This is a genomic window from Streptomyces sp. NPDC041968 (genome assembly GCF_055589025.1).
Map to the genome: position 1 here is coordinate 159,948 of NZ_JBVJCB010000005.1, position 23,085 is coordinate 183,032.

Consider the following 23,085-nt stretch of genomic DNA (forward strand, 5'->3'; position numbering starts at 1 on the left):
CCGCGGTCAGCCGGTGTACTGGTAGGTCGTCGACGCCTGTTCGAACAGCCGGCTCACCTCGTCCCGCTCCGCCACCGGTCCGCGGACCTGCACGACGTGGTACCGGCCGTCGATGAGGATCGCGACGTTGCGCACGTACAGCTCGCCGTTCGCGCCGGTCCAGGTGAACTGCCCCTCCGCCATGGTCCGTCCGCCCACCTCGATGGCCTTCAGCCCACTGGAGGTCGCCCAGCTGGAGGCCCGGTAGGAGGCCAACTCGGGTTCGCTGTCGCGCTGGTACGCCATCGGGTCGTCGCCGAACTCGCTGGTGCGGTCCCGGCCCGGCACGACGATCAGCTCGAGGCCGCCCTTGCCGTAGACGACCTGGCCGCTCCCGTTGCGCGGGGTGCGGGTCCAGCCCTCGGCGACGGCGACGCGGAATCCCTCCGGGTCCTTGCGCAGGGCGAACCCGTCGGCGACGTCGGGGTCGGTGGTCTGCGTCTCGGCGGAACCGGCGCCCGTCTCGGCGGCGCTGGGCCGGTCCTCCGGGGACGTCCGCTCCGGCCGGGGCTCGCCGCCGGCGTCGGGGGACCGCTCGGGCGGCGCCTGGCTCGCCTCACCCGCGGCTCCCGTCCGGTCCGCGCCGCCGGTGGCGCCCGGGTCGTGGGGGTCGTCCTTCGGCATGAGGAACATGGCGTAGGCGATCGCTCCGGCCAGGGCGAGCAGTATCAGCAGGAGCAGGGTCCGGCCGAGGCTGCGCGGGGAACGGTCCGTCTCCCGCCGGTCCCGCTTGTGCCGCCCGTGGTGTGCGGGCAGTCCGGCCCGGCGCCTGCGCACCAGCTCGCCCCGGCGGCGCACGATGGGCAGCCTGCTGGTCTCGGCGGGCGGGGCCGGGACGACGTGCAGGCCGGCCTCCGGCTCGGGGGCCGAGCGCACCAGCGAGCGCAGCCAGCCGCTCAGTTCCTCGAAGTCGATGCGCTCGGTGGGGTCCTGGCGCAGCAGCGACTCCACGACCGGCCGCAGCGGTCCGCACTCCTCGGCGAAGGCCGGCGGCTCCGCGCACACGATCTGCACCAGCTCGGCCGTCGAGTCCTCCGGGTAGGGCGCGTGCCCCTGTACGGCGCGGAAGAGCAGGGCGCCCAGCGCCCACAGGTCGGTGGCGGGGCCGATGGGCGCGGCCAGCTGCCAGTTCTCGTGCACCGGCCCGGCCTGTTCCGGCGCCCAGCGCTCGGTCACCGGCCCGACCACGGCCATCCGGGTCTGCCGGGCCCGTTCGGCGGCGAGTGCGGTGGCCGGGCCGCGTGCGGAGGCCGGCCGGGCGACCAGGTCGTCCCAGTGGCCGGGAGACGCGGCGCCGGTCTCCTGCGGCGGACCGGCGGGCAGGGCACGCCCGGCCGCCGGAGCGGGGGTCTGGCCGGGCGGGACCTGGCCGGAGGGCGCCGGACCGGAGGAGTGGTCGTCCGCGGTGCGGGGCGTGGCGCCGTGCCACGAGGTCGTGCGGACGCCGTAGGGGTCGGCGATCTGCCCGGGCGGGACGGTGCCGGGCGGACCGCCGTGGCGGTCCGCCGCGGGCCGGTCGGGCCGGCCGGCGGCGGGTGCGGGGCCCGCCGCGTGCGGAGGCCGGCCGGGGTCGTCGTCGGGGGCGGGGCGGGCGCCGGGCAGGGAGGCACGGCCGTTCTGCGCCTCCTGGACGCGGGCCGCGGCCCGGGCCCCCGCGCGGTACGCGGCGATGGCCCCGGCGCGCGCGGCGCGGACGTCACCGCCGGCGTCGAGCGCGGCGGGGGTGAGCCCGGCGGCTCCGCCGGGCTCCGCTCCGGGACCCGGCAGCCCGCCGGCGCCCCTGGCCTCGATGGCGGCACGCCGGGCGGCCTCGGGGTCGTCGCCACCGGGACCGAGCATCCCGGACCGCACCCCCGCGGGACCGGTGTGCCGGGGGCCGGAGCCGACGTGGCCGGGAAGGCCTGGCCCCGCTCCACCCGCGCCGGGCAAGCCCGCCCCGGCACCGCCGGGCCCGAGGGCGCCGGGCGTCGGGCTGCCGCCCCGGCCGAAGGTCCCGCCGGGGGCGACCGGCGAGCCCCCGTCGTCCTCGCCCTCGGGGGTCGGCACCGGGTCGTACCCGCACAGCGCCTCCTCCGCCGCCCCGACCGCCAGGCCGGTCAGCATCACGCGTCCGTCGTCGCAGACGAGCACGGTGCGCGCGGTGATGTTGCGGTGCACCCAGCCGTAGGTGTGCAGCACCCGCAGCGCGAGGAGGATGTCGGAGGCCACCTCGGCCGCCCGGTACGGCGTCAGCGGCTCCTCGGCGAGGAGGGCGGCCAGCGGCCGCGCGGCCACCAGTTCGCTGACGATCCAGAGCGAACCGCCCTCCGCGAACACGTCGAAGACCTGGTCCAGGCGCGGGTGGTCCGGGACGGCGGCGGCGGCCTGCGCGGCCTCGACGGCACGGCGTACCACCGGGTCGGCGGGGCGCCGGGTGCCGCCCTGCGCGGAGTGCGCACGCCGGCCGGGGCGCCGGACGCCGTCACGGGCCGTGAAGCCGTCGGGCAGGCCGTCGGCGTCGAGCACCTCCGCCTCGACGACCTCGGGCAACGGCACCTGGCGGACCAGGACTTCCTGGCCGCTGTAGGTGTCGAAGGCCCGGGTCTCGGTGAGTTCGTACTCGTCGGAGGGCGGCAGGGGCAGCCGGTAGCGGTCGGCGAGCACCCGTCCCGCATAGTCGTCCACGTCGCCACCCCCGGCAGCCCGTCGGTCAATTCCGTTCGCCCGGCGGGCCGTTCCGGCTGCGTACGGTCCGCGAGCATTCACGATACGTGCCGGAGGCAACCCACAAAGAGGGGATGCCAGATATCGGACCGCTCAAACCCGGGCCGCGTCGGTTCAGGACCTGGGCTCGAATGACTTCGTGAGGGTGCGCCAGGTGTCGCGGCGCAGGTCACTGTCCCAGTCGGCGGCCTTCGCGGTGTACATGAGCGCGTACCCCTGGCGGTCGCTGACGACGAAGCCCCGGTCCACGGTGCGGTACGCGGTACCGCCGTCCGAGTAGGTGAACTCCCAGTCGGCCGTGTTCCAGCCGCGGTAGTCCACCTTCTCTATGCGGATCTTCTTGTACTGGGAGCGGACCATGTACCGCTCCTGGTTCTTCCAGTCGGCGACCGGGTCGTCCTTGGGCGTGGACGTCCAGGCGACGAGCAGCTTCTGGCCCCGCGGGCCGGTGAACCGGTCCCCCGCGGCGTCCGTGGAGCGGTGCTTCCAGCCCTCGGGCAGCCCGAGGGAGTAGCCCTGGCCGCCCTGGTGGGTGGAGGCCGCGCCCCCGTCGTCGGACTTCCCTGCACCGCCCGACCCGGCACCGGTGTCGCCGGACGCGCTCGGGCCGGTCCCCGGTGCGCCGCCGTCCGACGCCCCGTCCGAGGGGCTGTCCGACGCCCCGTCCGACGCGGAGCCGTCGGTGCGGGTCCCGCTCCCGTCGTCCTGCTTCGTGTCGTCGCTCGCGCCGGCGGAGGCCACCGGCTTGTCGCCGCCGCTGCCCGCGGTCCCCTTGTCGTCGCCGCCGAGGGTGAGGGCCAGCACGGTGCCGAGCACGGCGAGCGCCACGATCACCGCGATGATCACCAGCGTCCGGCGCGGCACCACGTCGGTGAGCGGCGCTCTGGGCGCGGACCGGGCGGGCAGGTCCGGCGGGGGTACGACGGGCCAGCCGGAACTGCGGTTGCCCGCGGCGGCGTTCGGTGTGCCGGGGGCTGGGGCGGCTCCCGGGTCCGTCGCCGCCCGCGCACCGCGCGGAGACTGCGCGGCCGTCCCGGCGGCACCCGCGGCGGTGGCCGCGCCGGCGGCCCCTCGCGCGTCCCGGTCGGCGTCGCCATGCTTGCCGCGGGACGCGGCCGCCGCGCCGGCTCCACCGGCTCCGACCGCGGCCTTGCGCACGGAACGCAGCGCGCCGCGCAACCGCTCCCCGGCCTCCTCGGCCCGCTTGCCCCCGGCAGCCGCCGAGCCGCCCCGGCGGGTCCGCTCGTCCGGTTGCGCGGGCAGCGGCACGACCTTGGTGGCGTCGGCCGGCTCGGTGTCGGCCGTGCTGTCCGGCGCGTGGATGACCTTGTTGAGCATCGCGCGGGCGCCCGCGTCGTCGAGCCGCTGCTCGGGGTCCTTGGTGAGCAGGCCGTAGATGACGTCCCGCAGGGGCCCGGCGTTCCTGGGCTCCTCCAGGTTCTCGGTCATCACCGCGGTGAGCGTGGCGATCGCGGAGCCCTTGTCGTAGGGCGGGGTGCCCTCCACGGCCGCGTACAGCAGTCCGCCGAGCGACCACAGGTCGGCCGCGGGCCCCGGCTTGTGGCCGCGGGCGCGCTCGGGGGAGATGTAGGAGGGGGCGCCGACGAGCATGCCGGTGGAGGTGATGGACGGGTCGCCCTCCACCTGGGCGATGCCGAAGTCGGTGAGGACGACCCGGCCGTCCTCGGAGATCAGTACGTTCGACGGCTTCACGTCGCGGTGCAGGATGCCCTCGCGGTGGGCGGAGCGCAGGACGTCGAGGACCGCGAGGCCGACCTCCGCCGCGCGCTTCGGCTCCAGCAGGCCGTCCTCACGGATGGCCTCGGCGAGCGACTTGCCCTCGACGAGTTCCATCACGATCCACGGCCGGTCGTCCTCCTCGACCACGTCGTAGACCGTCACGGCGCTGTTGTTGCGGATGCGCGCGATGGCCTTGGCCTCGCGCAGCGTGCGCGTGATCAGGCGCCGCTTCTCCTCCTCGTCGATGTTCCCGGGAAACCGCAGCTCCTTGACGGCGACCGTGCGTCCGAGGGTCTCGTCCTCGGCCCGCCACACCGTCCCCATGCCGCCGCGGCCGAGCACGTCTCCCAGCCGGTACCGCCCGGCGAGGAGACGTGCGCTCTTGTCCGTACGGGATGTCCCCGCCCGCTCCGCCTCCGACATGCGTCCCCTCATGCAACCCGCCCTGACAGAGCCTTCATTGTCTCTCACCCGACAAGTGCTCGACGCCCAGGGTGCCTCACGGCCCGCCCGGGCGCGGGGGCGGGCGCCGTGACCGACTGACCGCACGTCACCCGGGCCCCACCGGCCCCTCCCGCCGGCCCCCTCCGCGCGCTAGCGGGGCACGATGTCCGGCGCCCCGAGCCGGGCCGCGTCGGCGGTGAGGTCGTCCGGCTGGCGCTGGGACTCCCGCTCGGCCTCGACCCGCTTCTCGTAGTGCTGGACCTCCCGTTCGACCTGCTCCTCGTCCCAGCCCAGGACCGGTGCCATCAGCTCGGCGGCCTCGCGGGCGCTGCGCGTGCCCCGGTCGAAGGTCTCGATGGAGATGCGGGTGCGCCGGGTGAGCACGTCGTCGAGGTGGCGCGCGCCCTCGTGCGAGGCGGCGTAGACGACCTCGGCGCGCAGGTAGTCGTCGGCGGCGTGCAGCGGCGCGCCGAGGGAGGGGTCGGCGGCGACGAGTTCCAGCACCTCCTCGGCCATCGCCCCGTACCGGTTCAGCAGGTGCTCCACCCGTACGACGTGCAGGCCGGTGCGCGCGGCGACCCGCGCCCGCGCGTTCCACAGCGCCCGGTAGCCCTCGGCGCCGAGCAGCGGCGTGATCTCGGTGACGCAGTCGGCGACGCGCAGGTCGAGCCCGTGCACCGCGGCGTCCACGGCGTCCTTGGCCATCACCCGGTACGTCGTGTACTTGCCGCCCGCCACGACGACCAGGCCGGGCACCGGGTGCGCGACGGTGTGCTCGCGCGAGAGCTTGCTGGTGGCGTCCGACTCTCCCGCCAGCAGCGGGCGCAGCCCGGCGAAGACGCCCTCGACGTCGTCGCGGGTGAGCGGCACCGACAGCACCGAGTTGATGTGCTCCAGCAGGTAGTCGATGTCCGCGCTGGAGGCGGCGGGGTGGGCCTTGTCCAGGTCCCAGTCGGTGTCCGTGGTGCCGATGATCCAGTGCCGGCCCCAGGGGATGACGAACAGCACGGACTTCTCGGTGCGCAGGATCAGCCCGGTGGTGGAGTGGATGCGGTCCTTCGGCACGACCAGGTGGATGCCCTTGGAGGCCCGGACGTGGAACCGGCCACGCTCGCCCACCATGGACTGGGTGTCGTCGGTCCACACACCGGTCGCGTTCACGACCTGTTTGGCGCGGATCTCGTACTCCCCGCCCGCCTCGACGTCCTGCACGCGCGCGCCGACCACGCGCTCGCCCTCGCGCAGGAAGGAGGTGACCCGCGCGCGGTTGGCGACCTGGGCGCCGTACGCCGCCGCGGTGCGCACCAGCGTCGTCACGAACCGGGCGTCGTCCATCTGGGCGTCGTAGTACTGGAGCGCGCCGACCAGCGCGTCCTTCTTCAGGGCGGGCGCCACCCGCAGCGCGTGACGGCGGCTCAGGTGCCGGTGCGTCGGCAGGCCCCGGCCGTGGCCGCGGGCCATCGCCATGGCGTCGTAGAGCGCGACGCCCGAGCCGGCGTAGAGCCGCTCCCAGCCCTTGTGCTGGAGCGGGTACAGGAACGGCACCGGCTTCACCAGGTGCGGCGCGAGCCGCTCAAGCAGCAGGCCGCGCTCCTTCAGCGCCTCCCGGACGAGCGTGAAGTCGAGCATCTCCAGATAGCGCAGGCCGCCGTGGATCAGCTTGCTGGACCTGCTGGAGGTGCCCGAGGCCCAGTCCCGCGCCTCGACCAGGCCCGTGGACAGGCCACGCGTCACCGCGTCGAGCGCCGTGCCCGCGCCGACCACGCCCGCACCCACCACCAGCACGTCCAGCTCGCGCTCGGCCATGGCCGCGAGCGACTCGGCGCGCTGCGCCGGCCCCAGTGTCGCTGTCCTCACTGCTGCCTCCCGCTGTCGGTCGCGTCGGCCGCACCCGTCAGGGCGAAGCCCGGTTCCTGGTACCCACCATGCCCAGATTCTGACCGGCCTGCCCGACATCGGCCGCCGCACGGCCCCCAGCCTGTGGACAACTCCCCTCCCACCGTCCCGCCGCACCCCCCGACACTCACCGAAACGCGCAGGACCAATCCCGTAAATCGGTCATATTTACTCCTAGTCTGACGTTGTGCTCGCCCATCCTGTCCACCGGGCTTGCGCACCTGTCCCGCTTCGGCTACTGGGAAGGACGGCCCACGCCATGCCCGCAGATCTCGCCGTCATCGGACTCGGCCCGTACGGCCTGCCCCTGGCCCAGGCCGCCGTCGCCGCCGGCATCCCCACCCTCGGCTACCGCACCGGCCCGGAGGCCGACCCGCTCACCCCCGCCGAGGTGCGCCGGATGCTCGCCACGGGCTTCCGCACCCCCGCGGGCCCCGCCGAGCTGGGCCGCGTGCGCACCGCCGTCATCTGCGCCCCGACCCCACCGGGCGCGGACGGCGGCCTGGACCTCACCCAGGTGGAGGCCGCGGCCCGCACCCTGGCCGCGCACATGCGCCCGCACACCACGGTGATCCTGGAGTCGCCGGTGCGCCCGGGCACGACGGAGGAGTTCCTGCGCCCGCTCCTGGAGCAGTGCTCCGGACTGCGCGCCGGCCGCGACTTCCATCTCGCCTACTCCCCCAGCCGCGCCGACCCCGGCAACCGCGACTTCACCCCGGCCAACACCCCGAAGGTCATCGGCGGCCTCACCCCGGCCTGCACCGAGTCGGCCGCCGCCTTCTACAGCCGCCTCACCGACAAGGTGGTCCGCGCGCGCGGCCCCCGCGAGGCGGAGACGGTCCAGCTGCTGGAGACCAACTTCCGGCACGTCAACATCGCCCTCGTCAACGAGATGGCCGTCCTCTGCGACGACCTCGGCGTCGACCTGTGGGACGTGCTGCGCTGCGCGGAGACCAAGCCGTTCGGCTTCCAGGCCTTCCGCCCCGGCCCCGGCGTCGGCGGCCACTCCGTCCCCCAGGACCTGACCGGGCAGGCCCCCCACAGTCTGCGCATGGTGGAGCTGGCCCAGCAGGTCAACGCCCAGATGCCCCGCTACGTCGTCCAGCGCGCCGCCGCCCTCCTCAACGAGCACGGCAAGTCCGCGCGCGGCGCCCGCGTCCTGCTCCTCGGCGTCACCTACAAGGCCGACCTCGCCGACCAGCAGGCGACCCCGGCCGAAGAGATCGCGTCCCGTCTGATCTCGATGGGCGCCGCGGTCAGCTACCACGACCCCCACATCCCGGCCTGGAAGGTCGCCGACCGCCCGGTTCCGCGCGCCGACTCGCTCTACGAGGCCGCCGCCGCCGCCGACCTGACGATCCTCCTCCAGCAGCACCGCACGTACGACCTCCAGGGCCTGTCGGTCAAGGCCCAGCTGCTGCTGGACACGCGGGGGGCCACGCCCACGGGGGCGGCGCACCGGCTCTGACCCGAAGAGACGCCGATGGGCCCGCAGCGATCGCTGCGGGCCCATCGGTACGGCGTGCGGGTGACTACCGCCGGTGCTGCGAGTCCCCGACCGTGACCTCCACGCGCTGGAACTCCTTCAGCTCGCTGTAGCCGGTCGTCGACATCGCCCGGCGCAGCGCGCCGAAGAAGTTCATCGAGCCGTCGGGGTTGCGGGCCGGGCCGGTGAGGATCTCCTCGATGGTGCCGACCGTGCCGAGGTTCACCTTCTTGCCACGGGGCAGCTCCTCGTTCACGGCCTCCATGCCCCAGTGGTTGCCCCGGCCCGGCGCGTCGGTCGCGCGGGCCAGCGGCGAGCCCATCATCACGGAGTCGGCACCGCAGGCGATGGCCTTGGGCAGGTCGCCGGACCAGCCGACGCCGCCGTCGGCGATGACGTGCACGTACCGGCCGCCGGACTCGTCCATGTAGTCGCGGCGGGCGGCGGCCACGTCGGCGACCGCGGTCGCCATGGGGACCTGGATGCCGAGCACGTTGCGCGTGGTGTGCGCCGCGCCGCCGCCGAAGCCGACGAGGACGCCCGCCGCGCCGGTGCGCATCAGGTGCAGGGCGGCGGTGTAGGTGGCGCAGCCGCCGACGATCACCGGGACGTCCAGCTCGTAGATGAACTGCTTCAGGTTCAGCGGCTCGTGCGAGCCGGAGACGTGCTCCGCGGAGACCGTGGTGCCGCGGATGACGAAGATGTCGACGCCCGCGTCCACGACGGCCTTGGAGAACTGGGCGGTGCGCTGCGGGGAGAGCGCGGCGGCCGTGACCACGCCCGAGTCGCGCACCTCCTTGATGCGCTGCCCGATCAGCTCCTCCTTGATCGGAGCCGCGTAGATCTCCTGGAGGCGGCGGGTCGCGTTGTCCGTGTCCAGCTCGGCGATCTCGTCGAGCAGCGGCTGCGGGTCCTCGTACCGCGTCCACAGCCCTTCCAGGTTGAGCACGCCGAGGCCGCCCAGCTCGCCGATGCGGATGGCGGTGGCCGGGGAGACGACCGAGTCCATGGGAGCGGCCAGGAACGGCAGCTCGAAGCGGTAGGCGTCGATCTGCCAGGCGATCGAGACCTCCTTCGGGTCCCGCGTACGGCGGCTGGGGACGACGGCGATGTCGTCGAAGGCGTACGCCCGGCGGCCGCGCTTGCCGCGCCCGATCTCGATCTCAGTCACGTCTGTGGCCTTTCCCTGATGCGTTGCAGCGCCTTCCAGTATCCCCGACGGGCACGCCGGGGCACTGCTGAGGGCGGCCCCGGATGGTCCGGGGCCGCCCTCGGGAGGCTGCTGTCTACTTGCTGCGGCTGTAGTTCGGTGCCTCGACGGTCATCTGGATGTCGTGCGGGTGGCTCTCCTTGAGACCGGCGGAGGTGATCCGCACGAACCGCCCGTTGTCCTGGAGGTCGGGCACGGTCCGGCCGCCGACGTAGAACATCGACTGGCGCAGGCCGCCGACCAGCTGGTGGACGACCGAGGAGAGCGGGCCGCGGTAGGGCACCTGGCCCTCGATGCCCTCGGGCACCAGCTGCTCGTCGGAGGCGACGCCCTCCTGGAAGTAGCGGTCCTTGGAGAACGACTTGCGGTCGCCGCGGGTCTGCATGGCGCCGAGCGAGCCCATGCCGCGGTACGACTTGAACTGCTTGCCGTTGATGAACAGCAGCTCGCCCGGGGACTCCTCGCAGCCCGCGAGCAGCGAGCCCAGCATCACCGTGTCGGCGCCCGCGACCAGGGCCTTGGCGATGTCGCCGGAGTACTGGAGGCCGCCGTCGCCGATGACCGGGATGCCGGCCTCCTTGGCGGCGAGCGAGGCCTCGTAGATGGCCGTGACCTGCGGGACGCCGATGCCGGCGACGACGCGGGTGGTGCAGATCGAGCCGGGGCCGACACCGACCTTGATGCCGTCCACGCCGGCGTCGATGAGGGCCTGGGCGCCGTCGCGGGTGGCGATGTTGCCGCCGATGACGTCGACGCCGGAGGAGTTCGACTTGATCTTGGCGACCATGTCGCCGACCAGGCGAGAGTGGCCGTGCGCCGTGTCGACGACGATGAAGTCGACGCCCGCCTCGATCAGCGCCTGGGCCCGCTCGAAGGCGTCACCGGCGACACCGACGGCCGCGCCGACCAGCAGCCGTCCCTTGCCGTCCTTGGCGGCGTGCGGGTACTTCTCGGCCTTGACGAAGTCCTTGACCGTGATCAGGCCCTTGAGCACGCCGTGGTCGTCGACCAGCGGCAGCTTCTCGATCTTGTGGCGGCGCAGCAGCTCCATGGCGTCCACACCGGAGATGCCGACCTTGCCGGTGACCAGCGGCATCGGCGTCATGACCTCGCGCACCTGCCGGGAGCGGTCGGTCTCGAAGGCCATGTCGCGGTTGGTGACGATGCCGAGGAGCTTGCCGGAGCCGTCGGTGACCGGGACGCCGCTGATGCGGAACTTGGCGCACAGCGCGTCGGCCTCGGCGAGCAGGGCGTCCGGGTGGATGGTGATGGGGTTGGCCACCATCCCCGACTCGGAGCGCTTGACCAGGTCGACCTGGTTGGCCTGGTCCTCGATGGACAGGTTGCGGTGCAGGACGCCGACGCCGCCCTGGCGGGCCATCGCGATCGCCATGCGCGACTCGGTGACCTTGTCCATGGCGGCGGACAGCAGCGGGATGTTCACCCGCACGTTCCTGGAGACGTACGAGGCGGTGTCGATCTCGTCGGGCGCCATGTCCGACGCGCCCGGCAGCAGCAGCACGTCGTCGTAGGTCAGCCCGAGTGTCGCGAATTTGGCGGGCACTCCGTCGACGTTGGCAGTCATGACACCTTCCCCAAAATGGCCTTGATCGGTGCGGATGTCCATGCTAACGGGAAGCGGAGGTGGCTCATTCCACGATCAGGGGCGGCCGCGGCATTCGTAGCTTCGTACGGACGCCGGTGGTCGCGCGTTCAGGCCCGGCGCTACTGCTCCGCCAGGGCCCGCAGACGGCTCAGGGCCCGGTGCTGGGCGACGCGCACGGCACCGGGTGACATTCCCAACATCTGCCCGGTCTCCTCGGCCGTGAGCCCCACCGCGATCCGCAGCAGGAGCAGCTCGCGCTGGTTCTCGGGCAGGTTGGCCAGCAGTTTCTTGGCCCAGGCGGCGTCGCTGTTGAGCAGCGCGCGCTCCTCGGGGCCCAAGGAGTCGTCCGGCCGCTCGGGCATCTCGTCGGACGGGACGGCCGTCGAGCCGGGGTGGCGCATCGCCGCGCGCTGGAGGTCGGCGACCTTGTGGGCGGCGATGGCGAAGACGAACGCCTCGAAGGGGCGTCCGGTGTCCTTGTAGCGCGGCAGGGCGAGCAGCACCGCGACGCAGACCTCCTGGGCGAGGTCCTCGACGAAGTGCCGGGCGTCGCCCGGCAGCCGGGACAGACGGGTGCGGCAGTAGCGCAGCGCCAGGGGATGGACATGGGCGAGCAGGTCGTGCGTGGCCTGCTCGTCCCCGTCGACGGCGCGGTGGACGAGCCCACCGACCGTCCCTTGATCGGGGGCCGCCTCGTCGTCACGCATCGGTCCATGGTGCCTTGCGGCCGTCCGATCCGTGGCTCCGCGCCCGTTGTTGTGCACCGAAGCGTTATGAGCAGGTGCGCCGGAACTCATCCCCTGCGCCCTCCCCTTCCGCTCGACCGACTCGTCCCCGAGGAACTCCACACCTCAAGGATGCGTCATCGGCGGCGAAACAAGCATGGGGCGTCCGGCGGGTCGCCTTGTCAGCCCCGCTCACCTCGCGATAAGCGGGGATCGCGGCATCCCCGACGGGCCCTTTCCGCCTCCACCGCACGGGGTGCCCCTAGCGGACCAGGCCCCACCGGAAGCCGAGCGCCACCGCGTGTGCCCGGTCCGAGGCGCCGAGCTTCTTGAAGAGCCGCCGGGCGTGGGTCTTGACGGTGTCCTCGGAGAGGAACAGCTCACGGCCGATCTCCGCGTTGGAGCGGCCGTGGCTCATGCCCTCCAGCACCTGGATCTCCCGCGCGGTGAGCGTGGGCGCGGCGCCCATCTCGGCCGAGCGCAGCCGGCGCGGGGCGAGCCGCCAGGTCGGGTCGGCGAGGGCCTGGGTCACGGTGGCCCGCAGCTCGGCGCGCGAGGCGTCCTTGTGCAGGTAGCCGCGGGCGCCGGCGGCGACCGCGAGGGCCACGCCGTCCAGGTCCTCGGCGACGGTGAGCATGATGATGCGCGCCCCGGGGTCGGCGGACAGCAGCCGCCGGACGGTCTCGACGCCGCCCAGGCCGGGCATGCGTACGTCCATCAGGATCAGGTCCGAGCGGTCGGCGCCCCAGCGGCGGAGGACTTCCTCGCCGTTGGCCGCCGTCGTCACGCGCTCCACGCCGGGCACGGTCGCGACGGCGCGGCGGAGCGCCTCTCGGGCAAGCGGGGAGTCGTCGCAGACGAGAACGGAAGTCATGGCCGTCCTCCGCAGCTGATGCGCGTCACGTTGAGCCTCCAGGCTGGTACGAAATCGTCACCTGTGCGGTCGACCGTCCCGGACGCCCGCCCGAGCACTTGTTCCTTCAACCGCCTCCGCACTCTCAACGACGGTCACTCGAAAGAGTTACGGGGCTGTGTGTCGTCTTCGGCACTCTACGTGAGGGGGCGGCCACGCAGCAGACATGCGCGTGGGACCCGCCCCGTTTCATCACAACCGATGCCCCATTTAGCCGCTTTTCTTCCGCTTCGCTGGTGTCTGCGACTAGATTCGCAATGAGTCATATTTTCATCTCCTTAGATCGTAGTTGTACGGTCGTGGACGCTGTATCCCGGCTTCTACCCATATCGGCTACAAGGGGTCACGCAATGGCAGATTTCTCCCGCCTTCCCGGACCGAACGCGGATCTGTGGGACTGGCAGCTCCTGGCCGCGTGCCGCGGGGTGGACAGCTCGCTCTTCTTCCATCCGGAAGGCGAACGCGGTGCGGCGCGGAGTGCTCGCGAGAACTCGGCCAAGGAGGTCTGCATGAGGTGCCCGGTCCGCGCCGAGTGCGCGGCGCACGCGCTCGCGGTGCGCGAGCCGTACGGGGTGTGGGGCGGCCTGACCGAGGACGAGCGCGAAGAGCTCATGGGGCGTGCCCGCAACCGCCTGGTGGCGGCGTCGGCGTCGGCCGGCGGCGAGGCGGCCGCACCTCACTGAAGGAACGTTTCTCTCTCACCCTCGGCAACGCGGCCCGACGACTCGGCGCGCGGTGCCGGGGCAGCCGGTCAGCGCGCCGCCGGCTGACGCGCCCCCGCCCGGGCCAGCTCGTCCAGCGTCGCCGTCACCGCCGGCACCTGGGCCAGGTCGGGGAGGGTGAGCGCGACGATCTCCCGCCGCACCGCCGGCTCCAGCGCCACGGTGCGCGCGCCCCGGGGCCGTACGGACTCGACGGCGAGCTGGGGCAGGACGGCCACGCCCAGGCCCGCCCCCACCAGGCCGACGACCGCCGGGTAGTCGTCGGTCGCGAAGTCGATACGGGGCGTGAAGCCGGCCCCCTCGCAGACCTCGACCAGCTGCCCCCGGCAGCGCGGGCAGCCCGCGATCCAGGACTCCCGGGCGAGCTCCCCGATGGCCACGGCACCGGTCGCCTCGGTACGCGCCAGCCGGTGGTTCTCGGGCACCAGCGCCACCAGGCGGTCGGTCAGCAGCGGCCGTACGACGAGGTCGTCCCACTCCTCCGCGCCCGCGGCGCCCTCGTAGCGGAAGGCGAGCGCCACGTCGCAGTCGCCCTCACGCAGCAGCTCGACGGATCTCGGCGGCTCGGCCTCCTCCAGGGAGACCCGGGTGCCGGGGTGCGCGGCGCGCAACGCGGCGAGGGCGGTCGGCACGAGGGTGGAGCTGCCGCTGGGGAAGGAGACCAGGCGGACCCGGCCGGCCCGGAGCCCGGCGATGGCGGCGACCTCCTCCTCGGCCGCGGTCAGCCCGGCGATGATCCCGGCGGCGTGCCGCACGAGCGCCTCGCCGGCCTGGGTCAGCCGCATCTCCCGCCCGGTGCGCACGAGCAGGGGGGTGCCGACGGAGGCCTCCAGGGCCTTCATCTGCTGGCTGACGGCGGGCTGGGTGCAGCCCAGCTCGCGTCCCGCGGCGGAGAAGGAACCGGTGGATGCCACGGCGCGCAGCACGCGGAGATGACGAGCCTCGATCACACCGCCGAGGATAAGCGACGCTTTGGCCGGACGCCGAATAGTGCGTCGACGCTTTGATGAGCGGTGTTCTACCGTTCCGCCATGAAGCTTCTCTCTGTCAACCTGGGCCGTCCGAAGGCCGTGCCCTACACGGACCACCCCGACGGCGTCACCGGCATCGACAAGCAGCCGACCGACGGGATCGTGCGGGTGTCGGCGCCCGGCCCGAAGGGGGTCGGGGCGAGCGGGGTGGCCGGGGACGCGGTGTGCGACACGCGCCATCACGGCGGCGACGAGCAGGCGGTCTACGCGGTGGCGCGGGAGGACATGGACGACTGGGAACGCGAGCTGGGCAGGACGCTGCCGAACGGCGCCTTCGGCGAGAACCTCACCACCACGGGCGTGGACGTCTCCGGCGCGCGGATCGGCGAGCGCTGGCGGATCGGCCCCGACCTGGTGCTGGAGGTCACCTGCGGCCGTATCCCGTGCCGTACCTTCCAGGGCCATCTGGGGGAGAAGCGGTGGGTGAGGCGCTTCACGGAGAAGGGGGCGCCGGGCGCCTACCTGCGGGTGATCGAGCCCGGTGAGATACGGGTCGGCGACCCGGTCGCGCTCGTGCACCGGCCCGACCACGAGGTGACGGTGGCCTTGCAGTTCCGGGCGGTGACGACCCGGCGGGAGCTGCTGCCGCGGCTGCTCGCGGCGGGCGAGGCGCTCCACCCGGAGTCGCTGGCGGCCGCCCGGAAGTACGTGGCCGCGCACGGGGCCTGACGGCCCTCACCGGGGCCGTGCGCACCGCTCCGTCGCGAGCGGCGGTCCCGCGGTGGTCCCGGTGAGCGAAGGGGATCCGCGCGGTCCGGACCCATAACCTTGCGCCATGACAACGGCATTGATTACGGGTTCGACGGCGGGCATCGGGGCCGCGTTCGCGCGGCGACTGGCGGCCGACGGGCATGACCTGGTGCTGGTCGCCCGCGACACCAAGCGGCTGCGCGAACAGGCGACCGAACTGCACGACCGGCACGGCATCGAGGCGGAGGTGCTCACGGCCGACCTGGCCGCGGACACCGGCATCGACGCGGTGACCGCCCGGCTCGGCGAGCGCAGGAAGCCCGTCGACCTGCTGATCAACAACGCCGGCTTCGGCAACAAGGGCCGCTTCCTCGAGGTCTCCATGGCCGACGAGCTGACCATGCTCAAGGTGCACTGCGAGGCGGTGCTGCGGCTGACCTCGGCGGCGACGGAGGCGATGCGCGAGCGCGGCCGCGGCGGCGTCGTCAACGTCGCCTCGGTCGCCGCCTTCGTACCGCGCGGCACCTACGGCGCGTCCAAGGCGTGGGTCGTGCAGTTCACCCAGGGCGTGGCGAAGGACCTGGCCGGCAGCGGCGTACGCCTGATGGCCCTGTGCCCCGGCTTCGTGCGCACGGAGTTCCACGAGCGGGCCGGCATGGGCACGGACAACATCCCGAACTGGATGTGGCTGGACGCGGACAAGGTCGTCGCGGCAGCCCTCGCCGACCTGTCCCGCGGCAAGTCCCTGTCGATCCCGGACCCCCGCTACAAGACCCTGATGGGCGCGGCGAAGCTGGTACCGCGAGGAATGCTGGGCGGCCTCTCGTCCCGGACGGGGCGGAAGTACGGGCCGCAGTAGGCGCAGGTGCGGGCCGCGGTGCGGAGGTGCGGGCTGCGGGCTGCGGGCTGCGGGCTGCGGGCTGCGGTGAAAGATCGATGAAGCACCGGCGCGGCACGGATCTCCGGGGCTCATGTCACTCGGGTTCGGCTCCGGTGCCCGCGGTGCCGCCCGGGGTTGTCACCCGAACGTGTGGTCCATTCCGGTCCCGGCCCGGCCGAGGCTGCGGGAAACGTAGCGTCGGGTGGCTGCGACCACGCAGGGGGCGGGCAGGCAGGCACAGGAAAGGGGCATCGGGTGAGCGCGGGGACGGGTGACCGGGGCGGACTGTTCGTCGACGGCGCCGACAGCGGGCGTGAGGGCAGGGGCAGGGCGGGCCGGGGGGCGGTGACCGGCGGGGGGACGGTGATCTTCTCCGATGCCCCCGGCGCCGGTGGGTCGCCGTCGGCGGATCCCGCCTCCGGGCGCCCCGGTGCGGTCGGTGCGGGGGCCGCATCCTTGCCGCGCGCCCGGCCCGCCCCGCGTCCCCGGCCCGGCGGTGTCCCTGCCGGGCACCTGGGTGCGGGACGGTGGGGGAAGATCGCGCAGCGGATCGTGCCGGACGACCTCCAGCCCGAGGCGCTGCGCCTGGAGCTGACCGAACTCGGGGACGCGTTCCGCGCGTACCAGCGGCGCCCCGAACCGGACCTCGCCGTCCTCGCCGAACTCCACGACCGCAAGGCCCGCGCGTTCGCGTCGTGGGCCGACGTCACCGACGACGCGTCCCTGCGGGAGGAGGCCGCGCGGGCGGAGGCAGCGGCGCGGACCACCCGCGAGATGAACGCCAACCGCCTCGGCATCAAGGTGGACGGGGGCGGGCCGGTCGTCGAGCGGTTGCTGACCCGGGGTCAGGGCGCCCACGCCCGTGGCGTGCTGGAGCACGTGCGGGTCCACGCCCCGCTCCCCGGGGCCGAGGAGCGGCTCGCGGTGCTCATGCTCTCCCTGCGGGCCGCGCGCGCCGGCACCGGGAACGTCACCGGGCAGGATCTCGGCGGCTGGTTGCAGGGCGACGCCGAGCGGGTGCTCCAGGAACTCGTCGACGTCGGCTGGCTGCGTCTGCCGGAGGGGGTCGACGTCGCCGACGCGCTGGACTCCCGGCCCGAGGAGCCCACCCAGGTCACCGTCCCCTCGCTGCTGCCCGCCGAGCCGCGCCCGCTCCCCTTCGGCAAGGTCACCCGGGCGCGGTTGTCGGGGTGGGCGCAGAAGGTGGTGGGCGACCGGAAGCTCCGGAAGAAGAAGGCGGGCGCCGCCACCCGGCTCCTCGCCGTGTACACCGTCGCCCACAGCCGTCCCGACGGGCGTCTCGGTGAGCGGGTCGAAGACGCCGAGGGCGACGGTGTCGGCCTGGACGCGGTCGCCTCGTTCTGTGGCCTGCGGCCCGAGGACATCGCCGAGCACGCCGAGCTGCTGGTCGCCGCCGGCTGGCTCACCGAGGCCGACACCGCCGGGGGCAGGTTGCGGGGGCGGCTCGCCGAGCGGGTGCTGCCCCTGAGCGGGCTGGTGTGACGGCTCGCCGGTGACGGACCGCCGCCACGCCGCCTCCCCGTTGTGAGGAGCAGCCGCCTGCCCCCCGTAAGGGCGCGGAAAACCGCGCGAGCAACCACGACGGCGCCGCACCCGGCACGAGACCCGTGGGCAGGCGCGCACCCGGCACCAAGAAACGGTGCCCAGCCCCCGCAGGGGACTGGGCACCGTTCAGCTCAGCGCAGCGCTCAGTGGGCGTGGCCGTGGCCGTGGCCCGCGGCGGCCGGCTCTTCCTCCTCCTTCTTCTCGACGACCAGGGTCTCGGTCGTCAGGAGGAGGGAGGCGATGGAGGCGGCGTTCTCCAGGGCGGAGCGGGTGACCTTCACCGGGTCGATGACGCCGGCCTTGACCAGGTCGCCGTACTCGCCGGTGGCGGCGTTGAAGCCCTGGCCCTTGTCGAGCTCGGCGACCTTGGAGGTGATGACGTAGCCCTCCAGGCCGGCGTTCTCGGCGATCCAGCGCAGCGGCTCGACGGCGGCGCGGCGGACGACCGCGACACCGGTGGCCTCGTCGCCGGTCTTGCCGAGGTTGCCCTCGAGGACCTTGACGGCGTGGACCAGCGCGGAGCCACCACCGGAGACGATGCCCTCCTCGACCGCGGCGCGGGTCGCGGAGATGGCGTCCTCCAGACGGTGCTTGCGCTCCTTCAGCTCCACCTCGGTGGCGGCGCCGACCTTGATCACGCACACGCCGCCGGCCAGCTTCGCGAGGCGCTCCTGGAGCTTCTCGCGGTCCCAGTCGGAGTCGGTGGACTCGATCTCGGCCTTGATCTGGGCGATGCGGCCCTCGACCTCGTCGCGCTTGCCGGCACCGTCGACGATCGTGGTGTCGTCCTTGGTGACGGTGATGCGGCGGGCGGTGCCGAGCACCTCGAGGCCGACCTGGTCGAGCTTGAGGCCGACCTCCTCGGAGATGACGGTGGCGCCGGTGAGGACGGCCATGTCCTGGAGCATCGCCTTGCGGCGGTCGCCGAAGCCGGGGGCCTTGACGGCGACGGCGTTGAAGGTGCCGCGGATCTTGTTGACGACGAGGGTGGAGAGGGCCTCGCCCTCCAGGTCCTCGGCGATGATCAGCAGCGGCTTCGAGGCGCCGGCCTGGATGACCTTCTCCAGCAGCGGCAGCAGGTCGCCGATCGAGGAGATCTTGCCCTGGTTGATGAGGATGTAGGGGTCGTCGAGGACGGCCTCCATACGCTCCTGGTCCGTGACGAAGTACGGCGACAGGTAGCCCTTGTCGAAGGCCATGCCCTCGGTGAAGTCCAGCTCCAGACCGAAGGTGTTGGACTCCTCGACGGTGATGACACCGTCCTTGCCGACCTTGTCCATCGCCTCGGCGATCAGCTCGCCGACCTGCTGGTCCTGGGCGGACAGCGCGGCCACGGCGGCGATGTCGGACTTCTCGTCGATCGGGCGCGCGGTGGCGAGGAGTTCCTCGGACACGGCGGCGACGGCCGCGTCGATGCCCTTCTTCAGCAGCGCCGGGGAGGCACCGGCGGCGACGTTGCGCAGACCCTCGCGGACCAGGGCCTGGGCCAGCACGGTGGCGGTGGTCGTACCGTCACCCGCGATGTCGTTGGTCTTGGTCGCCACCTCCTTCACCAGCTGCGCGCCGAGGTTCTCGTACGGGTCCTCGATCTCGACCTCGCGGGCGATCGTGACACCGTCGTTGGTGATGGTGGGGGCGCCGAACTTCTTGTCGATGACGACGTTGCGGCCCTTGGGGCCGATCGTCACCTTGACCGTGTCGGCAAGCTTGTTGACGCCGCGCTCGAGGGCGCGACGGGCGTCCTCGTCGAACTTCAGGATCTTCGCCATGGGAGCGTGAGCCCTCTTCCGGAAATCTTGGGGTTATACGGCAAATGCGCCCCGGGCGCCCGGCTTGTTAAAGGTCGCGGGAGCCAGGGGCGCAGATGAGAAGCCAGGTACTTCGGTGAAGTGAAGCGCCGCTTCTACTTCTCGACGATCGCGAGCACGTCGCGGGCCGAGAGGACGAGGTACTCCTCGCCGTTGTACTTCACCTCGGTGCCGCCGTACTTGCTGTAGAGCACGACGTCGCCGACGCTCACGTCGAGCGGAAGACGGTTGCCGTCCTCGAAGCGGCCCGGGCCGACGGCCAGGACGACGCCCTCCTGGGGCTTCTCCTTGGCAGTGTCCGGAATGACCAGGCCCGAGGCCGTGGTCTGCTCGGCGTCGAGCGGCTGGACCACGATGCGGTCCTCGAGCGGCTTGATGGCAACCTTGGAGCTGGTGGTCGTCACGATCCGACCTCCCCCTTCGGAGATCTCACGGGGTTAACTGTCTGAGGTGGCGACCAGGTGGATCCGTCGTCGCGGGTGCCGGACCTGCCCGTCGCTGTGTTGGCACTCTCCAGTGGTGAGTGCCAGACCCGAGACTATGACCGCGATTAGCACTCGGTCAAGCGGAGTGCCAATGCCGACGGCGCGTCGGCGGTTTTTTCGTACCCGCCGGCCCAGGTGGGCACCCTGCGCCGGTGCCGGGCCCGCCGGGGGCTGCCGCCCCCGGACCCCCGCTTTCGGCCTGGACGGACCCCGCCTACAGGTAGTCCTCCAGGCGCCCCACCCTCAGCCCCTGCTCCTCGATCGTCGCCAGCAGACGCGCCGTGCGGTCGCGCAGGTTCCGGCCCGGGTCGTCCGGGGCGACGGTCACGATGTCGCCGGGATGGAGGCGGTGCTCGCCGCGGGTGTAGGCGAGGGCGCCGTCGGCCTCCAGGGACGCGCGCCACAGGACGATCGCCGCGATGCCGCAGTCGGCGGCGGCACGCAGCGTCGTGGTGTCGTACGTGCCGTAGGGCGGGCGGAAGAGGTGCGGGCGGACGCCGAAGCGGGCCGTGAGCTTGGTCTGCTGGCCGCAGATCTCGGCGCGCTGGCCCGCGTGCGGCAGGCCGCGCAGGGAGCGGTGGTCGAGGGTGTGGTTCTGCAGGCTCGCGCCGACCGAGCGGAGCCGGGCGAAGTGGCCGTAGGCGGGTCCGGTGACCGTGTCGGTGAGGAACAGGGTGACCGGGAGGCGCCGCTCGCGGATGAGGGCGGCGAGACGCGGGTCCCGCTCGGCGCTGTCCTCGAAGGTGAGGAAGACGACCCGGTCGGTGGTGCGGACGTGGTCCACGACGGGCGGCAGGTTCTGCCCGCGGTCGCCGCCCTGGGCGGGCTCGCCGGCCGCCGGGTGCTGCGCGGGGCCGGCGAACTGGGCGCAGCCGGTGAGGAGTACGGCGGCCAGGGCGGCCCCGCCCGTCCGGAACCGCCCGCGCCTCACAGGTAGTCCTCCAGCCGGGCCACCGCGTATCCCTCGGCGGTGACCTTGTCGAGGAACTCCCGGACCATGTCGCGCATGGTGCCGTCCCAGTCGTCCTCGCCCCGGAAGTGGCTGAGGACGATGTCACCGGGGTGGATCTCCCGGTCCCACTCCCGGTAGTCCCAGCGGTCGGCGAAGACCTCCTCGTTCCAGATCGGGGCGTACCTGATGCCGCAGGCCTTCGCCGCGCGCAGGGTGTCGCGGTTGTAGTTGCCGAAGGGCGGGCGGAAGAGGGTGGGGCGGCTGCCGTAGCGCTTCTCGATCACGTCCTGCATGCCGCAGATCTCGCGCTTCTGCTCGGCGTAGGACAGGCCGGGCAGGTAGGGGTGGTGGAGGGTGTGGTTGTTCAGGGTGACGCCCCGGTCCTGCATCTCCTTGAAGTAGCCGTAGTCCTCCTTCACCAGGTAGTCGCTGAGGAAGGCGGTGTACGGGACCTTCAGCTCGCTCATCATGCGCAGGAACGCCGGGTCCTTCTCGGCGCCGTCGTCGATGGTGAGGAAGACGATCTTCTCCTTGGTGGGGATCGAGGTGAAGACCGGCGGGAGGTCCTCCTGGCCGGTCACCTCGAAGCCCTTGCGCGCCCTGATCTCCGGCTTCCTGGCCGGGGGCGGCGGGGCCGTCAGCGGCACCTTCTTCAGCTTCCAGCGCTTCGCGGCGGCGACCCGGGCCGCCTGGGCGGCGCGCAGCTTGGACGCGTAGGCGTCGAGCGCGCGGGCGGGGGGCGCCTGGAGGGGCTGCTGGCCGGAGGCGCCGCGGGCCTCGGAGGCGTCCTGCGCACAGCCCGCGGCGAGGGTGGCGACGGCGAGGGCGGCGGCAGCGCCGCGCATCCGGAGCCCGGGGGTGGATGCGCGGACGACGCGCACCGTCCGACTTTTGTCATTTTGTACGACTGCTCGCATGGTGCCGGATCTTCGCAGTCCACGGCCGCCCGACCCCGTCCGACACCGCGCCGGAGGCGCACCGTCCACCGACTGGCCCACAATGTCCCGGTGAACGACCTCGACGCCCTCCGTGCCCTGCTCACCCCGGAGGGCCGTGCCCTCCTCGACGAGGTGCGCGACACCGACCCCGCGCGGGAGCTCGCCGTCGCGACCCGGCTGCGGCGCACACACCCGGCCGAGCTGGTGTCCGCGGCGCTCGGACAGGCGCGGTTGCGGCAGCGGGCGGTGGCGAAGTTCGGGGCCGAGGACGCCGGGCGGATGTACTTCACGCCGAACGGGGTGGAGCAGTCGACGCGGGCGAGCGTGGCCGCGTACCGGGCCGGGCGGATGTCGGCCCTCGGCGTGACCTCCGTCGCCGACCTGTGCTGCGGGATCGGCGGCGACGCGATCGCGCTGGCCCGCGCGGGCATCCGGGTGCTGGCCGTGGACCGCGACCCGGCGACGGCTGCCGCGGCCCGCGCCAACGCCGGGGCGCTGGGGCTCGGTGAGCTGATCGAGGTGCGGGAGGCGGACGTCACCGAGGTGGACACCGCCGGGTACGACGCCGTGTTCGTCGATCCCGCGCGGCGGGGCGGTCGGGGCCGCGTCTTCGACCCCGAGGCGTACTCGCCGCCCCTGTCCTGGGCCGTCGAGGCCGCCCGTACGGCCGACCGCGCCGCCGCGCTGAAGATCGCGCCCGGTATCCCGCACGAGGTGGTGCCCGAGGACGCCGAGGCCGAGTGGATCTCCGACGGCGGGGACGTGAAGGAGGCGGTGCTGTGGTTCGGCACCGTGCCGGGGGCGGTGCGCGCCACGCTGCTGCCGGGGCCCCGCACGCTGCTCGGCACCGGTCTGCCCGACCCGGAGGTCCGCACGCCCGGCCGGTATCTGTACGAGCCGGACGGTGCCGTCGTCCGGGCCCATCTCGTCGCCGAGGTCGCCGAACAGGTCGGGGGCGGGCTGCTCGACGCGACGATCGCCTACGTCACCGCCGACGAGCTGAGGCCGACCCGGTACGCCACGGGGTACGAGATCACCGACGTGATGCCCTTCAACGTCAAGAAGCTGAAGGCGCTGCTGCGGGACCGCCGGGTCGGCACGCTGACCGTGAAGAAGCGGGGCTCGGCGGTGGAACCGGAGGAGCTGCGGCGGAAGGTCAAGCCGCAGGGCCCGAACGCGGCCACGGTGTTCATGACCCGGGTCGCGGGGGCGCCGACGATGCTGATCGGGCACCCTGTGCGCTGACCGGGC

The 23,085-nt window shown here is 73.3% G+C and carries 18 protein-coding genes; 6 read left to right on the forward strand and 12 right to left on the reverse strand.

Annotation, left to right across the window (positions count from 1 at the left end; translation table 11 throughout):
* Nucleotides 1-6: 6 nt before the first annotated feature.
* From ACZ6EG_RS14325 to ACZ6EG_RS14335, 3 genes are all read right to left on the reverse strand, one after another.
* Entirely contained in the window at nt 7-2,703 is a 2,697-nt protein-coding gene (locus ACZ6EG_RS14325; RefSeq protein WP_469604557.1) for a protein kinase, read from the reverse strand.
* A gap of 153 nt (nt 2,704-2,856) precedes the next feature.
* Nucleotides 2,857-4,905, reverse strand: coding sequence for a serine/threonine-protein kinase (locus tag ACZ6EG_RS14330; protein ID WP_469604560.1), 2,049 nt, complete (start codon nt 4,903-4,905; stop codon nt 2,857-2,859).
* 171 nt (nt 4,906-5,076) lie between these two features.
* The gene (locus ACZ6EG_RS14335) at nt 5,077-6,783 is read right to left on the reverse strand and encodes a glycerol-3-phosphate dehydrogenase/oxidase (RefSeq protein WP_383641428.1); all 1,707 of its coding nucleotides are present in this window, start codon (nt 6,781-6,783) and stop codon (nt 5,077-5,079) included.
* Between the two features lie 298 nt (nt 6,784-7,081).
* On the opposite strand from ACZ6EG_RS14335, the gene ACZ6EG_RS14340 reads away from it, so the two are divergent.
* The gene (locus tag ACZ6EG_RS14340) at nt 7,082-8,290 is read left to right on the forward strand and encodes a nucleotide sugar dehydrogenase (protein WP_391969925.1); all 1,209 of its coding nucleotides are present in this window, start codon (nt 7,082-7,084) and stop codon (nt 8,288-8,290) included.
* Nucleotides 8,291-8,354: 64 nt separating this feature from the next.
* On the opposite strand, the gene ACZ6EG_RS14345 is transcribed toward ACZ6EG_RS14340, so the two are convergent.
* The 4 genes from ACZ6EG_RS14345 to ACZ6EG_RS14360 all read right to left on the reverse strand — a co-directional run bounded on the left by ACZ6EG_RS14345 (nt 8,355) and on the right by ACZ6EG_RS14360 (nt 12,723).
* Nucleotides 8,355-9,479: a GuaB3 family IMP dehydrogenase-related protein gene (locus ACZ6EG_RS14345; RefSeq protein WP_391969926.1), complete on the reverse strand. Its 1,125-nt coding sequence runs from the start codon at nt 9,477-9,479 to the stop codon at nt 8,355-8,357.
* Between the two features lie 115 nt (nt 9,480-9,594).
* Nucleotides 9,595-11,103 (reverse strand): IMP dehydrogenase, encoded by a 1,509-nt coding sequence (gene guaB / locus ACZ6EG_RS14350; protein WP_356601824.1) that lies wholly within the window; start codon nt 11,101-11,103, stop codon nt 9,595-9,597.
* Nucleotides 11,104-11,243: 140 nt separating this feature from the next.
* Nucleotides 11,244-11,831: a sigma-70 family RNA polymerase sigma factor gene (locus ACZ6EG_RS14355; protein ID WP_019329587.1), complete on the reverse strand. Its 588-nt coding sequence runs from the start codon at nt 11,829-11,831 to the stop codon at nt 11,244-11,246.
* A 280-nt stretch (nt 11,832-12,111) separates the two neighbouring features.
* A complete protein-coding gene (locus ACZ6EG_RS14360) occupies nt 12,112-12,723 on the reverse strand; it encodes a response regulator transcription factor (protein WP_003948568.1) in 612 nt (203 codons plus the stop codon).
* Nucleotides 12,724-13,112: 389 nt separating this feature from the next.
* Here ACZ6EG_RS14360 and ACZ6EG_RS14365 point away from each other — a divergent pair, with 389 nt between their 5' ends.
* Entirely contained in the window at nt 13,113-13,445 is a 333-nt protein-coding gene (locus tag ACZ6EG_RS14365) for a WhiB family transcriptional regulator (RefSeq protein ID WP_356364186.1), read from the forward strand.
* 68 nt (nt 13,446-13,513) lie between these two features.
* Here the strand turns inward: ACZ6EG_RS14365 and ACZ6EG_RS14370 are convergent, their stop codons facing one another.
* A complete protein-coding gene (locus tag ACZ6EG_RS14370; RefSeq protein ID WP_391969927.1) occupies nt 13,514-14,434 on the reverse strand; it encodes a LysR family transcriptional regulator in 921 nt (306 codons plus the stop codon).
* Nucleotides 14,435-14,515: 81 nt separating this feature from the next.
* On the opposite strand from ACZ6EG_RS14370, the gene ACZ6EG_RS14375 reads away from it, so the two are divergent.
* The 3 genes from ACZ6EG_RS14375 to ACZ6EG_RS14385 all read left to right on the forward strand — a co-directional run bounded on the left by ACZ6EG_RS14375 (nt 14,516) and on the right by ACZ6EG_RS14385 (nt 17,588).
* On the forward strand, nt 14,516-15,184 hold the full coding sequence (locus tag ACZ6EG_RS14375; RefSeq protein ID WP_391969928.1) for an MOSC domain-containing protein: 669 nt from the start codon (nt 14,516-14,518) through the stop codon (nt 15,182-15,184).
* Nucleotides 15,185-15,290: 106 nt separating this feature from the next.
* Nucleotides 15,291-16,064 (forward strand): SDR family NAD(P)-dependent oxidoreductase, encoded by a 774-nt coding sequence (locus tag ACZ6EG_RS14380; RefSeq protein WP_391969929.1) that lies wholly within the window; start codon nt 15,291-15,293, stop codon nt 16,062-16,064.
* Between the two features lie 276 nt (nt 16,065-16,340).
* A complete protein-coding gene (locus ACZ6EG_RS14385; protein ID WP_469604568.1) occupies nt 16,341-17,588 on the forward strand; it encodes a hypothetical protein in 1,248 nt (415 codons plus the stop codon).
* 206 nt (nt 17,589-17,794) lie between these two features.
* On the opposite strand, the gene groL is transcribed toward ACZ6EG_RS14385, so the two are convergent.
* The 4 genes from groL to ACZ6EG_RS14405 form a co-directional block, all read right to left on the reverse strand.
* Nucleotides 17,795-19,420, reverse strand: coding sequence for a chaperonin GroEL (gene groL / locus ACZ6EG_RS14390; RefSeq protein ID WP_356601811.1), 1,626 nt, complete (start codon nt 19,418-19,420; stop codon nt 17,795-17,797).
* A gap of 134 nt (nt 19,421-19,554) precedes the next feature.
* Entirely contained in the window at nt 19,555-19,863 is a 309-nt protein-coding gene (groES, locus tag ACZ6EG_RS14395; RefSeq protein ID WP_003974211.1) for a co-chaperone GroES, read from the reverse strand.
* A 295-nt stretch (nt 19,864-20,158) separates the two neighbouring features.
* A complete protein-coding gene (locus tag ACZ6EG_RS14400; protein ID WP_469604571.1) occupies nt 20,159-20,875 on the reverse strand; it encodes a polysaccharide deacetylase family protein in 717 nt (238 codons plus the stop codon).
* Nucleotides 20,872-21,741 carry a polysaccharide deacetylase family protein gene (locus ACZ6EG_RS14405; protein ID WP_391970126.1) on the reverse strand — a complete coding sequence of 290 codons (870 nt, stop codon included), beginning with the start codon at nt 21,739-21,741 and terminating at the stop codon, nt 20,872-20,874. Before ACZ6EG_RS14405 ends, ACZ6EG_RS14400 begins: the two co-directional genes overlap by 4 nt.
* Nucleotides 21,742-21,903: 162 nt before the next feature.
* Here ACZ6EG_RS14405 and ACZ6EG_RS14410 point away from each other — a divergent pair, with 162 nt between their 5' ends.
* Nucleotides 21,904-23,079, forward strand: coding sequence for a class I SAM-dependent methyltransferase (locus ACZ6EG_RS14410; RefSeq protein ID WP_469604574.1), 1,176 nt, complete (start codon nt 21,904-21,906; stop codon nt 23,077-23,079).
* Nucleotides 23,080-23,085 lie beyond the last annotated feature (6 nt).